11 protein-coding genes are annotated in these 12,865 nt (G+C 73.1%); 7 read left to right on the forward strand and 4 right to left on the reverse strand.

Annotated elements, in window-relative coordinates; all coding sequences use genetic code 11:
* Positions 1 to 8 precede the first annotated feature (8 nt).
* Complete coding sequence (eat, locus tag OG373_RS30605) at positions 9 to 1,487, reverse strand: ethanolamine permease (protein ID WP_405441557.1); 1,479 nt, start codon at positions 1,485 to 1,487, stop codon at positions 9 to 11.
* Between the two features lie 120 nt (positions 1,488 to 1,607).
* Positions 1,608 to 2,354, reverse strand: coding sequence for a FadR/GntR family transcriptional regulator (locus OG373_RS30610; protein ID WP_397737962.1), 747 nt, complete (start codon positions 2,352 to 2,354; stop codon positions 1,608 to 1,610).
* Positions 2,355 to 2,431: 77 nt separating this feature from the next.
* Here OG373_RS30610 and OG373_RS30615 point away from each other — a divergent pair, with 77 nt between their 5' ends.
* The 4 genes from OG373_RS30615 (at position 2,432) to OG373_RS30630 (ending at position 7,385) form a co-directional block, all read left to right on the forward strand.
* Entirely contained in the window at positions 2,432 to 3,796 is a 1,365-nt protein-coding gene (locus OG373_RS30615) for a glutamine synthetase family protein (protein WP_405441559.1), read from the forward strand.
* A gap of 47 nt (positions 3,797 to 3,843) precedes the next feature.
* Positions 3,844 to 5,223: an aldehyde dehydrogenase family protein gene (locus OG373_RS30620; protein ID WP_405441560.1), complete on the forward strand. Its 1,380-nt coding sequence runs from the start codon at positions 3,844 to 3,846 to the stop codon at positions 5,221 to 5,223.
* A gap of 5 nt (positions 5,224 to 5,228) precedes the next feature.
* Positions 5,229 to 6,014, forward strand: coding sequence for a 3-oxoacyl-ACP reductase (locus tag OG373_RS30625; RefSeq protein WP_052877158.1), 786 nt, complete (start codon positions 5,229 to 5,231; stop codon positions 6,012 to 6,014).
* Positions 6,015 to 6,110: 96 nt separating this feature from the next.
* Positions 6,111 to 7,385, forward strand: coding sequence for a haloacid dehalogenase-like hydrolase (locus OG373_RS30630; protein WP_405441562.1), 1,275 nt, complete (start codon positions 6,111 to 6,113; stop codon positions 7,383 to 7,385).
* On the opposite strand, the gene OG373_RS30635 is transcribed toward OG373_RS30630, so the two are convergent.
* A complete protein-coding gene (locus OG373_RS30635; protein ID WP_405441564.1) occupies positions 7,382 to 8,584 on the reverse strand; it encodes an amino acid deaminase/aldolase in 1,203 nt (400 codons plus the stop codon). The two genes, OG373_RS30630 and OG373_RS30635, sit on opposite strands and share 4 nt — an antisense overlap.
* A gap of 578 nt (positions 8,585 to 9,162) precedes the next feature.
* Here OG373_RS30635 and OG373_RS30640 point away from each other — a divergent pair.
* Genes OG373_RS30640 through OG373_RS30650 form a run of 3 tightly spaced genes read left to right on the forward strand, consistent with a single transcriptional unit; the run spans position 9,163 to position 12,014 of the window.
* On the forward strand, positions 9,163 to 9,963 hold the full coding sequence (locus OG373_RS30640; protein ID WP_405441566.1) for a hypothetical protein: 801 nt from the start codon (positions 9,163 to 9,165) through the stop codon (positions 9,961 to 9,963).
* On the forward strand, positions 9,960 to 11,252 hold the full coding sequence (gene mycP, locus OG373_RS30645; protein WP_405441567.1) for a type VII secretion-associated serine protease mycosin: 1,293 nt from the start codon (positions 9,960 to 9,962) through the stop codon (positions 11,250 to 11,252). The genes OG373_RS30640 and mycP overlap by 4 nt, the downstream gene beginning before the upstream one ends.
* Positions 11,253 to 11,273: 21 nt before the next feature.
* Complete coding sequence (locus OG373_RS30650) at positions 11,274 to 12,014, forward strand: SseB family protein (RefSeq protein WP_405441568.1); 741 nt, start codon at positions 11,274 to 11,276, stop codon at positions 12,012 to 12,014.
* Between the two features lie 160 nt (positions 12,015 to 12,174).
* Here the strand turns inward: OG373_RS30650 and OG373_RS30655 are convergent, their stop codons facing one another.
* Positions 12,175 to 12,552, reverse strand: a complete 378-nt coding sequence (locus tag OG373_RS30655) for a DUF1844 domain-containing protein (protein ID WP_030387119.1) — start codon at positions 12,550 to 12,552, stop codon at positions 12,175 to 12,177.
* Between the last annotated feature and the right edge of the window lie 313 nt (positions 12,553 to 12,865).

Consider the following 12,865-nt stretch of genomic DNA (forward strand, 5'->3'; position numbering starts at 1 on the left):
ACAGGGTTTCAGTCACGGCTCAGTTCCGCCTCGGCTTCCGCCAGAGCCGCGAACTCCTCCTCCGGGGCCGAGGCCACCAGGTGGTGCCGACTGTAGATCGCGAAGTAGGCCAGGGCGACGGCGTACACGGCGAGCGCGATGAACGCGGCGTCCTTGTCCACCAGGAAGGTGGCGACCAGGGCCGACAGGGCGAGCGTGAAGGCCACCGAGGAGGTCAGGATCCCGCCCGGGGTGCGGTACGGACGCTCCAGGTCCGGCTCCCGGCGGCGCAGCACGATGTGCGACAGCGCCATCAGGGCGTAGGAGATGGTGGCGCCGAACACCGCGATGTTGAGCATGCGGGCTCCGTCACCGGTGGCCGCGGCCAGGGCGAAGCCGATCGCGCCGGGGATGATCAGACCCAGGTACGGCGCCTTGCGCTTCGAGGTGAGCGAGAGGAAGCGGGGCAGGTAGCCGGCCCGGGAGAGGGCGAACAGCTGGCGCGATCCCGCATAGATGAGGGAGAAGAAGGAGGCGACCAGGCCGGCCAGGCCCGCGTAGTTCACGAAGCGGCTCAGCGCGGTCGGGCCGCCGTCCCCCTCCAGGGCCACGACCAGCGGGTTGCCGGCGGCCTTGACGGCGTCGGCGCCCTGGGCCCCGGTCGCGGCGAAGAAGGTGATCAGGGCGAGCAGGGCGAGGATGCCCATGGAGATGGAGAGGGCCTTCGGCATCGAGCGGACCGGGTCCTTGGCCTCCTCGGCCGCCAGCGGTACGCCCTCGACGCCGAGGAAGAACCACATGCCGAAGGGGAACGCGGCCCAGATGCCCAGCAGGCCCAGCGGCAGCCAGGAGTTCGAGCCGAAGGCGTCGGCGTCGACCGGGATGTTGTTGAGGCCGGAGGCGTCGAACTCGGTGAGGGCCCCCACCGCGAAGATCAGCAGCGCGGCGACGGCGATCGCGGTCACGACGAGGCTGAAGCGCAGCGCCTCGCCGACGCCCCAGAGGTGGACGCCGATGAAGATGACGAAGCAGCCGAGGTAGACCGGCCAGCTGGAGGTGAGGCCGAAGAGCCCGAGGGACTCGACGTAGTCGCCGATGAAGATGACGATCGCGGCCGGGGCCAGGATGTACTCGATGAGGATGGCGGTGCCGGTGAGGAAGCCGCCCCAGGGGCCCAGGGCGCGGCGCGCGAAGCCGTAGCCGCCGCCCGCCGTCGGCAGGATGGTGGACAGTTCGGCGAGCGAGAAGACCAGGCAGGCGTACATGGCGCCCATGAGGACGGTGGCGATGGCGAGACCGCCGAAGCCGCCCTTGTCGAGGCCGACGTTCCAGCCGGAGAAGTCGCCGGAGACGACGTAGGCCACGCCGAGTCCGGTGAGGAGCAGCCAGCCGGCGCTGCCGCGGCGCAGCGTCCGGCGCGCCAGGTACTCGTCGGTGCCGTCCCCGCCGTCGGGGGACGTGGTGGGTGCGGGTACGGCTGCGAGCCGTGCCTCGATGTCGTCGGCCATCGTGCGCTCCTGCCTAGGGCAATGGTTGTGGGGCGTACCTTTGCCTTAGTGGAGTGGAGTGCGCAAGACCTCTGCGTTAAACAGAGGTTACGAAACCCTCCCGGCCGCCCCCGGAGCCGCTCAGGCCAGGAAGCCGCGGAGCAGTGCCGCCGTGCCGCAGCAGTGCTCGCGCATGGTCTCGCGCGCCCCGGCCGCGTCGCCCTCCAGCACCGCCGCCACCAGGGTGCTGTGCTGCTGCTGTGAGTGCTCCAGGTTCCGCACGAGCAGCGGGATGCAGTCCAGCAGGTCGTTCACGGTGGCCCTGACGGCCGCGTACTGGGCCGTCAGGGTGGCGGACCCGGCCAGCTCGCACAGGGTGAGGTGGAAGAGCGTGTCCTGGCGGCGGTAGTCGGCGAGCGGGGCGTCGTGGGTGGCGGCCAGGGCGCCGAGCAGCCGCTCGGAGCCCTCCGCCGTCAGCCCCTGGGAAGCGCACAGTCCGGCCGCCCCCACCTCCAGGACCTCGCGGAACCGCAGGGCGTCCTCGATGTCCACGCCCGCGACGCGCCGGCGCAGCTCCTCCTCGGCGCCGCCGGCCGGGGTGTCGGGGCGGGGCAGCACGAACGTTCCGCCGTACCGCCCGCGGCGGGCCTCCACCAGGCCCTGGTCCTGGAGCACCTTCAGCACCTCGCGCAGGGTGACCCGGCTGATCCCCATCCGCTCCGCCAGCTCGCGCTCCGGCGGCAGGCGTTCGCCGCCCGGCACCAGACCCAGCCGGACCACCTGGAGGATCTGCTCCAGCGCCTCCTCGAAACCGTTGCCCGCGCGCACCTGGCGCAGCACGGGATTCAGACGCGCGATCGCGTCGCCTTCACTCGCCGTGTCGGTCATCTTGGCTCCTCCCCTTCCCAAGCAATGGTTCTATTCAATACCTTAGGCCTCCTCGGCTCACCGAAGGAGAGATTCCAGTGGTAGACCGCAAGCCGCCGCTCGCGCCCGAGGAGCTCCGCTCCCTCGTCGCCAGTGGTGAGATCGACACAGTCGTCCTGGCCTTCCCCGACATGCAGGGGCGGCTCCAGGGCAAGCGGTTCGCCGCACAGTTCTTCCTCGACGAGGTCCTCGAGCACGGTACCGAGGGCTGCAACTACCTCCTCGCCGTCGATACCGACATGAACACCGTCGACGGCTACGAGATGTCCTCCTGGGACCGGGGCTACGGCGACTTCGCCATGCACCCCGACCTCGCCACCCTGCGCCGCATCCCCTGGAACCCCGGCAGCGCCTTCCTTCTCGCCGACCTCGCCTGGAGCGACGGCTCGCCCGTCGTCGCCGCGCCCCGGCAGATCCTGCGCCGGCAGCTGGAGCGCCTCGCCGAGGCCGGGTACACCGCGATGGTCGGCACCGAGCTGGAGTTCATGGTCTTCCAGGACACCTACGAGCAGGCCTGGAACTCGGGCTACCGCGACCTGACCCCCGCGAACCAGTACAACATCGACTACTCCGTCCTCGGGACCGGCCGCATCGAACCTCTGCTGCGCCGGATCCGCAACGAGATGCAGGCCGCGGGCCTGATCGTCGAGTCGGCCAAGGGGGAGTGCAACCTCGGCCAGCACGAGATCGCCTTCCGCTACGACGAGGCGCTCACCACCTGCGACCAGCACTCCGTCTACAAGACCGGAGCCAAGGAGATCGCCTCCCAGGAAGGTGTCTCGCTCACCTTCATGGCCAAGTTCGACGAGCGCGAGGGCAACTCCTGTCACATTCACCTCTCGCTGGCCGACGCTGACGGACGCAACGCGATGGCCGGTGACGGGCCGGGCGGAATGTCACCGGTGATGCGACACTTCCTGGCCGGCCAGCTGGCCGCGCTGCGCGACTTCTCCCTTCTCTACGCCCCCAACATCAACTCGTACAAGCGTTTCCGGCCGGGATCCTTCGCACCGACCGCCGTCGCCTGGGGCGTGGACAACCGGACCTGCGCGCTGCGGGTCGTCGGCCACGGCCGCTCCATGCGCTTCGAGAACCGCCTCCCCGGCGGCGACGTCAACCCGTATCTCGCCGTCGCCGGCCTGGTCGCCGCCGGGCTCTACGGCATCGAGCACCGCCTCGAGCTCCCCGAGGCCTGCGGCGGCAACGCGTACACCTCCGACTACGCCCACGTCCCCGCCACCCTGCGCGAGGCCGCCGAGCTCTGGGAGAACAGCGAGATCGCCAAGGCCGCCTTCGGCCCCGAAGTGGTCGCGCACTACCGGAACATGGCCCGCGTGGAACTCGACGCGTACGACTCCGCGGTCACCGACTGGGAGCTGCGCCGCTCCTTCGAACGGCTGTAGCCACCACACGCACTCGCGCGCCACCGAACGAATCTGAGAGGCATCACGTGTCCGATGCGCTGGCCCCCTTCAATCTGAGCGTGTTGAATCCGGCCACCGAGGAAACCGTCGCCGTCGTCCCGGCCGCCACACGGGACGACGTCGACGCCGCAGTCGCCCGCGCCGCCGCCGCCCAGCGCGCCTGGGCGGCGGCCGCCCCCGCCGACCGGGCCCGGCTGCTGCGCCGCTTCGCCGCGGTCGTCGACGGCCACATCGAGGAACTGGCCCAACTGGAGGTCCGCGAGGCCGGCCACACCATCGGCAACGCCCGCTGGGAAGCCGGCAACGTACGCGACCTCCTCGACTTCGCCGCCGGGGGAGTGGAACGGCTCGCCGGCCGCCAGATCCCCGTCGCCGGCGGCATCGACGTCACCTTCCTCGAACCCCTCGGCGTCATCGGCGTGATCGCCCCCTGGAACTTCCCCATGCCGATCGCCGCCTGGGGCCTGGCCCCGGCCCTCGCCGCCGGCAACGCCGTCATCCTCAAGCCCGCCGAGACCACCCCGCTCACCGCGCTGCGCCTCGCCGAACTCGCCCTCGAAGCCGGGATCCCCGAGCACCTCTTCCAGGTGCTCCCCGGCCGCGGGGACGTCGCGGGCGACGCACTCGTCGAACACCCCGGTGTCGCAAAGATCGTCTTCACCGGTTCCACCCGCGTCGGCAAGCAGATCATGGCCAAGTGCGCCGACCGGGTGAAGCGCGTCACCCTCGAACTCGGCGGCAAGAGCCCCAACATCGTCTTCGCCGACGCCGACCTCGAAGCCGCCGCCGCAGCGGCCCCCATGGCCTTCCTCGACAACACCGGCCAGGACTGCTGCGCCCGCACCCGGATCCTCGTACAGCGCTCCGTCTACGACCGCTTCCTGGAGCTCGTCGCCCCCGGCATCGCCGCCGTCACCGTCGGCGACCCGCTCGACGAGAAGACGCAGATGGGCCCGCTGATCTCACGGGCCCAGCTGGACCGCGTACGGTCCTTCGTCACCGACGACCTCACCGCGATCCGCGGCACCGCCCCCGAGGGCCCCGGCTTCTGGTACCCGCCCACCCTCGTCACGGACGTCGACCCCACCGCGCCCGTGGCCGCCGAGGAGGTCTTCGGACCGGTCGCCGTCGTCCTGCCCTTCGAGGACGAGGAGGACGCCGTACGCCTGGCCAACGCGACCGAGTACGGCCTCTCCGGCTCCCTCTGGACCCGCGACATCGGCCGCGCGCTGCGCGTCTCGCGCGCCGTCGCCGCCGGCAACCTGTCCGTCAACTCGCACAGCAGCGTCCGCTACTGGACCCCCTTCGGCGGCTACAAGCAGTCCGGACTCGGCCGCGAGCTCGGACCCGACGCCCTCACCGCTTTCACCGAGACCAAGAACGTCTTCATCAGCACGGAGGCCTGAACCCCATGTCCAACGAAGAGATCATCTGCCGCCGCCTGGTCGGCCGTACCGCCGTCATCACCGGAGCCGGCAGCGGCATCGGCCTCGCCACCGCCCGCCGCCTCGCCTCCGAGGGCGCCAACATCGTCTGCGGCGACATCGACGAGACCGCCGGCAAGGCCGCGGCCGAGGAGGTCGGCGGCACCTTCGTCAAGGTCGACGTCACCAGCCCCGAGGAGGTCGAGGCGCTCTTCAAGACCGCCTTCGACACCTACGGCTCCGTGGACATCGCCTTCAACAACGCGGGCATCTCGCCCCCGGACGACGACTCCATCCTGACCACGGGCCTGGAGGCCTGGAAGCGCGTCCAGGACGTCAACCTCACCTCCGTCTACCTGTGCTGCAAGGCCGCCCTGCCCTACATGCAGCGCCAGGGCCGCGGCTCCATCATCAACACCGCCTCCTTCGTCGCCATCATGGGCGCCGCCACCTCCCAGATCTCCTACACGGCCTCCAAGGGCGGCGTCCTCGCCATGTCCCGCGAGCTCGGCGTGCAGTTCGCCCGCGAGGGCATCCGCGTCAACGCCCTGTGCCCGGGGCCCGTCAACACCCCGCTGCTGCAGGAGCTGTTCGCCAAGGACCCCGAGCGCGCCGCCCGCCGCCTCGTCCACATCCCGCTGGGCCGCTTCGCCGAGCCCACCGAGATCGCCGCCGCCGTCGCCTTCCTCGCCAGCGACGACTCCTCCTTCATCAACGCCACCGACTTCCTCGTCGACGGCGGGATCTCCGGCGCGTACGTGACCCCGCTGTAGGCCCCACCCCGCAACCGCACCCCGGCCGGCCGGGCGCCGCAAGGTGCCCGGCCGCTCCCTTGCCCGAAGCCCCCGATGCCTCCCCGAAGGAGCAGCATGCAGAGAAAGTGGGCGGCCCCCCTCGCCCTCCTCGCGGTCACCGGATCCGGCCTCGTTCTGACCCCACCGGCCCAGGCCGCGCACACACCCTGTGCCCGGGTCACCATCGGCTCCGGCTGGTACGGGGACAACCAGGCCCGCCTCCAGCAGCTCATCGACCGCCACGGCAACTGCAACCCCCACCGGCCCGGCCGCACCAAGCCCGTCGCCGTCTTCGACTGGGACAACACCGTCGTCAAGAACGACGTCGGCGACGCCACCATGTTCTGGCTGCTGCGGAGCGGCCGCATCCGCCAGCCCGCCGCCGGGGACTGGTCCACCACCAGCCGCTTCCTCACCCCCGCCGCCACCGAAGCCCTCGCCGGAGCCTGCGGCACCCTCGCCCGCCCCGGCACCCCGCTGCCCACCGGCACCCCCGCCGGAGCCGCCTGCGCCGACGAGATCAACGCCGTCTACGGCACCGCCGCGACCCGCACCGGCGCCGCCGCCTTCGCCGGCTGGGACCGCCGCACCACGGAACCCTCGTACGCCTGGCTGCCCCAGCTGATGCAGGGCTGGACCGCCCGCGAGGTCCGCGGCTTCGCCGCCGCCGCCCGCACCGAGAACCTTGCCGCGCCCGTCGGCGCCACGCAGCGGGTCGGCAGCGGCACCGCCACCGGCTGGGTCCGCTACTACGACCAGCAGAAGGACCTGGTCAAGGGCCTCCAGAAGGCCGGCTTCGACGTGTGGATCAGCTCCGCCTCCCCGCAGCCGGTCGTCGAGGTCTGGGCCCAGGGCATCGGCATCAAGGCCGACCACGTCATCGGCATCCGCAACACCACCACCCACGACGGGAAGTTCACCCCCCACCTCCAGGGCTGCGGATCCGTCCGGGACGGCGCCGACACGATGATCACCTACATCGACGGCAAGCGCTGCTGGATCAACAAGGAGATCTTCGGCGTCCGGGGCGCGGCCGCCGAGAAGGTCCAGCCCGCCGCCCGCCGCCAGGTCTTCGCCGCCGGCGACTCCGACACCGACATCTCGTTCCTGCGCGACGCCACCGCCCTGCGCCTCGTCGTCAACCGCAACAAGAACGAGCTGATGTGCCGGGCCTACGACAACAGCGACGGCCGCTGGATCGTCAACCCCATGTTCATCGAGCCGAAGAAGCAGAAGACCGACCCCTACCCGTGTGCGACGTCCGGCTACGTCGACCACGACGGCACCGAGGGACCGGTCCTGCGGGGCGACCGGAGCGTCGTCCCCGACCAGACGGACTCCGTGTACTAGAGGAAGGTGCGCCCCTCGCCCCGGTAGGTCGGCACGCTGTCGGTGACCCGATCGCCCTCGATCAGGTGCAGGGTGTCGAACCGCTCGCACAGTTCGCCCGCCTTCGCATGGCGGAACCAGACCCGGTCGCCGATCAGCAGATCGTCGGCCGGGCTCCCCAGCAGCGGGGTCTGCACCTCGCCCGCGCCCTCCTGGGGGTCGTAGCGCAGCCCCTGGGGCAGGTACGGAACCGGCAGCCGGTCCGCCCCGGCCGCACCGGAGGCCGGATAGCCGCCCCCGAGCACGGTCACCACCCCCACCCCGGGCCTGCGCACCACCGGCTGGGCGAACAGGGCCGCCGGACGCCCGCTGAACGACGTGTAGTTGTCGAAGAGCCGGGGCACGTACAGGCCCGAACCCGCGGCGATCTCGGTCACCGCGTCCTCGGCGGCCGTCTGCTGCACACTGCCGGTCCCGCCGCCGTTGACGAACTCCAGATCCGGTACGACGGCCCGCACGGCCCGCACCACCTCCGCCCGCCGGGCCGCCAGCTCCCTGCGGGCCGCGCCCTGCATCAGCCGGATCGCCCGAGACCGCAGCGGCCGACCGGCCAGCGCGTCCCCGACCCCGGCAACATGACCCTCGTACGCCATCAGCCCCACGACCCGGAACCCGGGCCGCGCGGCCACCGCGCGGGCCAGCCCGGCGAGCTCCGCGGGCTCGCGCAGCGGGGACCGGCGGGCCCCGATCCGCACCCGGCCGCCGAGCAGTTGCAGCGCCGTGTCCAGCTCCAGACACACCCGGATCTCCTCGGCGCCGCCGTCCCGGGCCGCGTCGATCAGCTCCAGCTGCGCGAGGTCGTCCACCATCACCGTGACGGCGCCGGCCAGCTTGGCGTCCTGAGCCAACTCGCCGAAGCCGGCGCGGTCGGCGGAGGGATAGGCGAGGAGCACGTCCTCGAACCCGGACCGGGCCAGCCAGAGCGACTCGGCGAGCGTGTACGACATGATCCCGGCGAACCCGGGCCGGGCGAGCACCCGTTCCAGCAGTGCACGGCACCGGACCGACTTGCTCGCGACCCGGACCGGCTTGCCGGCGGCGCGGCGGACGAGATCGTCGGCGTTGGCGTCGAAGGCGTCGAGATCCACGATGGCCAGCGGCGCGTCCAGGTGCGCGGTCGCCCGGTCGTACCGGGCGCGGTCGGTGGCGGCGGAGTTCATGGGCGGCAGCTTGCCAGAGCTCTCTACCGGTGGGTAGTGCCGCGCCTCAAACGCCGCCGCGACCGCGCCCCAACCACCGGGACTCCGCCCCGCACCCCGCGCCGCAAACGCCGGCGGGGCTGGATGTTGTGCGGCGGCCGGGTCGGGTGCGGCTCAAGATCCGGGGCTGTGCCCCGCACCCTGTGCCTGAAGCGCCGGCGGAGCTGGAAGTGGGTACGGCCGACGGGTCGGGTGCGTCTCAAGGACCGGGGCTCTGCCACGAGCCCTGCGCCTCAAACGAGGGCGGGGCTGGATGTTGTGCGGCGGCCGGGGCCGAATTGGGGTGGTTGAAACGCGATGGGACGAGGCGGAGGGGGGAGACGGACGCACGGGTGACGGGGACGGGGGGGAGGTGTTGGCCGGGACGTAGAACGTGATGTGTTGGCGCGGTAGCGGGCCGTACGGGCCGACACGGCCAGGGCGCCATAAATCATGCAGTCCCGGACTGCACCTCCCCCCGGCACCGGCACCCACCCCGCGCCGTCGACGCCGTAGAGTACGGGCAGGCAGCCGTACGGAACGGGGGGCGGAGCCGCCGGATGACCACGACGACACCGCGGACCGCGATCCTGGGCGAGCCCGAACCGCCCCACCCCGCCCACACACCCCCGCGCCGCCACCCCGCCCGGGTCGTCGCCGCCGCGCTCTGCGTTCTCCTCGGCGGCGGCCTCGTCGGCGGGGCCGCCCTCACCACCTGGGCCGAGCACCGCGCCGCGAGCCGCCCGCTCCCCGCCGACGCCGCCTACCGCAAGGCCGCGTCGCTCTGGCGCGCCGCCCCCGTCGACAGCCTCCTCCCGCCCGTCCTGACCGGCCCCTCCGCCGGCCCCGGCGGAGCCAACCGCACCTGGACCCGGATCGCCCTCGCCCCCGACGCCGAGTGCCCGGCCGCCCTCGCCGCCGACTGGCAGAACCTGCTGGCCACCACCGGCTGCACCCGTGTGCTCCGCGCCACCTACACCGACGCCACCCGCAGCTCCCTGATCACCGTCGGCATGGTCTTCACCCCCGCCGACGCCCGCACGATGACCTCCCTCAAGGGCCGGATCCCCGCCCCGCCCGCGTACGGGTTCACCGACGCCCAACGCGCCGCCTGGGCCGTGTCCGTACCCGCCGAGGCCCCCGTCGTCGTCTACTCCGTCTCCGCCTTCGCCGACGGTCGCCCCGGGGACGGGCCCCGCCCCGCCGAGGACCTGATGAAGAAGGAGGCCACGGGAGCCGCCGCCCAGGCCGGCCTCGGCCACGAGGCGCGGGCGGTCGCCGACCGCATCGGTGACGGCCTGGCCTTCCTCGCCGCCCCACCCACCGCACCCGCGACACCCACCCCGGAGCCCACCCGATGATCCGCACGCCGTTCCGGAGGTCGCCCGGGCAGGCGTCAGGGCGGTCGCCCGGGCAGGCGCAAGGGCGGTCGCCCGGGCGGGCGTTCGGGCGGGCCGCCGCCGCCCTGCTCGCCGCAGCGACCCTCCTCGTGTCCGCCACCGCGACCCCCGCCGCCGCCGACAACATCCGCGACCGCCAGTGGGGCCTGCTCGCACTGCGCGCCGAGGAGGCCTGGGGCACCACCCGGGGCGACGGTGTGACCGTCGCCGTCCTCGACACCGGCGTCGACGAGTCCCACCCCGACCTCACGGGGCAGGTCCTCGCGGGCACCGACCTCATCGGCATGGGCGCGGGCCCCGGCGACCGCGCCTGGGCCCGCCACGGCACCGCCATGGCCAGCATCATCGCCGGTCACGGGCACGGCCCCAGCCGCGGCCAAGGCGTCCTCGGCATCGCCCCGCAGGCACGGATCCTGCCGGTCCGGGTGATCCTCGAAGAGGGCGACCCGGGCCGCGCCAAGGCCCGCGACAGCAAGGGCGGCGCCCTCGCCGAGGGCATCCGGTGGGCCGCGGACCACGGCGCCGACGTGATCAACCTGTCCCTCGGCGACGACAGCGACTCCGCCCACCACGAGGCGGGCGAGGACGAGGCCGTCCAGTACGCCCTCGCCAAGGGCGTGGTCGTCGTCGCCTCCGCGGGCAACGGCGGCGAGGCGGGCGACCGCGTCTCCTACCCGGCCGCCTATCCGGGGGTCATCGCCGTCACCGCCGTCGACCGGCGCGGCAAGAAGGCCAAGTTCTCCACCCGCAACTGGTACGCGACGGTCAGCGCCCCCGGGGTGGACGTCGTGATCGCCGACCCCGACCGCTCGTACTACGAGGGCTGGGGCACCAGCGCCGCGGCGGCCTTCGTCTCCGGCGCCGTCGCCCTCGTCCGGGCCGCGCACCCGGACCTGTCCCCGGCCCAGGTGAAGAAGCTGCTGGAGGCGACCGCCGGCAACTCCCCGGCCGGCGGCCGCGACGACGCCCGCGGTCACGGACTGGTCGATCCCGTCGCCGCCCTCCAGGCCGCCGACGCGATGCGCCCCGAGGCCGCGGTGCCCGCGCCCGCGGCGGCCGGCAGCACGTACTTCGGCCCCGGACCCGAACGGGTCCGCCCGCCCGAGCGCGGAGCCCGGCTGGGGGCCCCGGCGGCAGCCGTCGCGGGGGCGGTGCTGCTCGTCCTGGCCGTCGTACTGGCGCGGCGCCCGCGACGGGGCGGCCGCGGCCGGGACCGGCCCCTCGCGGAACCGCCGTACCCGGCACAGTAGGGTCGGGTAACTGTGGCGAACATGGCGAACAAGAACATTCCCGACCCGGGCTTCTCCGACGACGACGGCTCCGCCGATCCCCGGCTGACGGCGGCCCTGGCCGCCTGGTCCGAGGACCGGGCGAAGGAGCCGGAGGTGCTGGCGGCGCTCAGGGGCGCCCGCCTGCTGGTCCCCGTGGTCGCGGTGCTCGGCGAGGTGGAGACCGACCCGGAGACGGGCCTGAAGCGCGAGAAGACCAGCGACATGGCCGTCCCGACCCTGCGGGCGGGCGACCGGCGTGCCCTGCCCGCCTTCACCTCGATCGCCTCGCTCGCGCTCTGGGACCCCGCGGCCCGGCCGGTGGCCGTCCCGCTGCACCAGGCGCTCGCCGCGGCCGCGCACGAGAAGGCCGACACCGTGGTCCTCGACCTGGCCGGCCCCGTCACCTACCAGCTCACCGGCTCCGCGCTGCTCGCGCTCGCCGAGGGCCGCACGGACGCGGGCCCGCTCGCCGATCCCGCCGTACGGGAGGCCGTACGGGCCGCCGTGTCCGCGGAGCCGGCCGTGCTGCGCGCCCACCTCGGCCCGGGCGGCGCGGACTCCGACGGCACCCTGGCGATCGTGCTGGCCGAGGGTGCGCAGGCCGCCGCGGCGGCCCGTCGCGTCGCCGAGGCACTGGCGGCGGACACCACCTTGCGGGCCCGGCTGGTCCGCGGGCTGGACCTGGCGCTGCTGCCGTCGGACGCTCCGGCCCCGCCCGGCGATCCCCTGTTCGCCCGCTGACCTTCGCTGACCCGGACGCGGACCGGGGACCCGGACGGGACCCGAGCCCGGACCCGGACCATGAGCCGGTCGGCGGACCCCGGACATGACGACGGCCGGTGTGCCCCTCGCGGGGTGCACCGGCCGTGGTCGTGGGTCGTGTTCGCCGTGGCGGGACGGATCAGCCGAAGACGGGACCCGTGAACTTCTCGCCCGGCCCCTGGCCCGGCTCGTCCGGCACGATCGAGGCCTCGCGGAAGGCCAGCTGGAGCGACTTCAGGCCGTCCCGCAGCGGGGCCGCGTGGAAGGAGCTGATCTCGGTGGCGCTCGCGGTGACCAGGCCGGCCAGGGCCGTGATCAGCTTGCGGGCCTCGTCGAGGTCCTTGTGCTCGGAGTCCGGCTTGTCCAGGCCCAGGTTGACCGCCGCGGCGCTCAGCAGGTGCACGGCCACCGTGGTGATCACCTCGACGGCGGGCACGTCCGCGATGTCGCGGGTCATGGTGTCGTAGTCGGGGGCGCCGTCGGCAGCGGGGTCGGTGGGGGGTGTCGCGTCAGTCATGCGCCCCACGATATGCCGTGCGGCGGGCTTGCGGCACGGGTGCTAGTATGTACTTCGACCGGCCGGACACTTCTGTGCCCGGCCCACAAGTGGAGGCTCCGTTCTCCCACCTGACTGCCCTCCGGGGTGGCGGGTCACCGGTCAGGCGGCATCCATCGTTCCGTACGGACGATGGAAAGCTGCCCGATTTTACGCCCCGCGGTTCGCACGCGGCGGTGTTCCGGTTGTTTTGGAGCCCCTGCCTGTGCCCGGCGGGGCTTTTTTCATTCTCCCGCTGCGGTCGGTCTGACGGAAATACACGTCAGCGGCTGTC

The sequence above is a fragment of the Streptomyces avidinii genome, assembly GCF_045161815.1.
Lineage (GTDB): Bacteria > Actinomycetota > Actinomycetes > Streptomycetales > Streptomycetaceae > Streptomyces > Streptomyces avidinii.

Excerpts from the sequence above, each read along its gene's own strand:
- eat (WP_405441557.1), bottom strand. The coding sequence starts at position 1,487 with ATGGCCGACGACATCGAGGCACGGCTCGCAGCCGTACCCGCACCCACC.
- OG373_RS30610 (WP_397737962.1), bottom strand. The coding sequence starts at position 2,354 with ATGACCGACACGGCGAGTGAAGGCGACGCGATCGCGCGTCTGAATCCC.
- OG373_RS30625 (WP_052877158.1), top strand. The coding sequence starts at position 5,229 with ATGTCCAACGAAGAGATCATCTGCCGCCGCCTGGTCGGCCGTACCGCC.
- OG373_RS30630 (WP_405441562.1), top strand. The coding sequence starts at position 6,111 with ATGCAGAGAAAGTGGGCGGCCCCCCTCGCCCTCCTCGCGGTCACCGGA.
- OG373_RS30635 (WP_405441564.1), bottom strand. The coding sequence starts at position 8,584 with ATGAACTCCGCCGCCACCGACCGCGCCCGGTACGACCGGGCGACCGCG.
- OG373_RS30640 (WP_405441566.1), top strand. The coding sequence starts at position 9,163 with ATGACCACGACGACACCGCGGACCGCGATCCTGGGCGAGCCCGAACCG.
- mycP (WP_405441567.1), top strand. The coding sequence starts at position 9,960 with ATGATCCGCACGCCGTTCCGGAGGTCGCCCGGGCAGGCGTCAGGGCGG.
- OG373_RS30650 (WP_405441568.1), top strand. The coding sequence starts at position 11,274 with ATGGCGAACAAGAACATTCCCGACCCGGGCTTCTCCGACGACGACGGC.
- OG373_RS30655 (WP_030387119.1), bottom strand. The coding sequence starts at position 12,552 with ATGACTGACGCGACACCCCCCACCGACCCCGCTGCCGACGGCGCCCCC.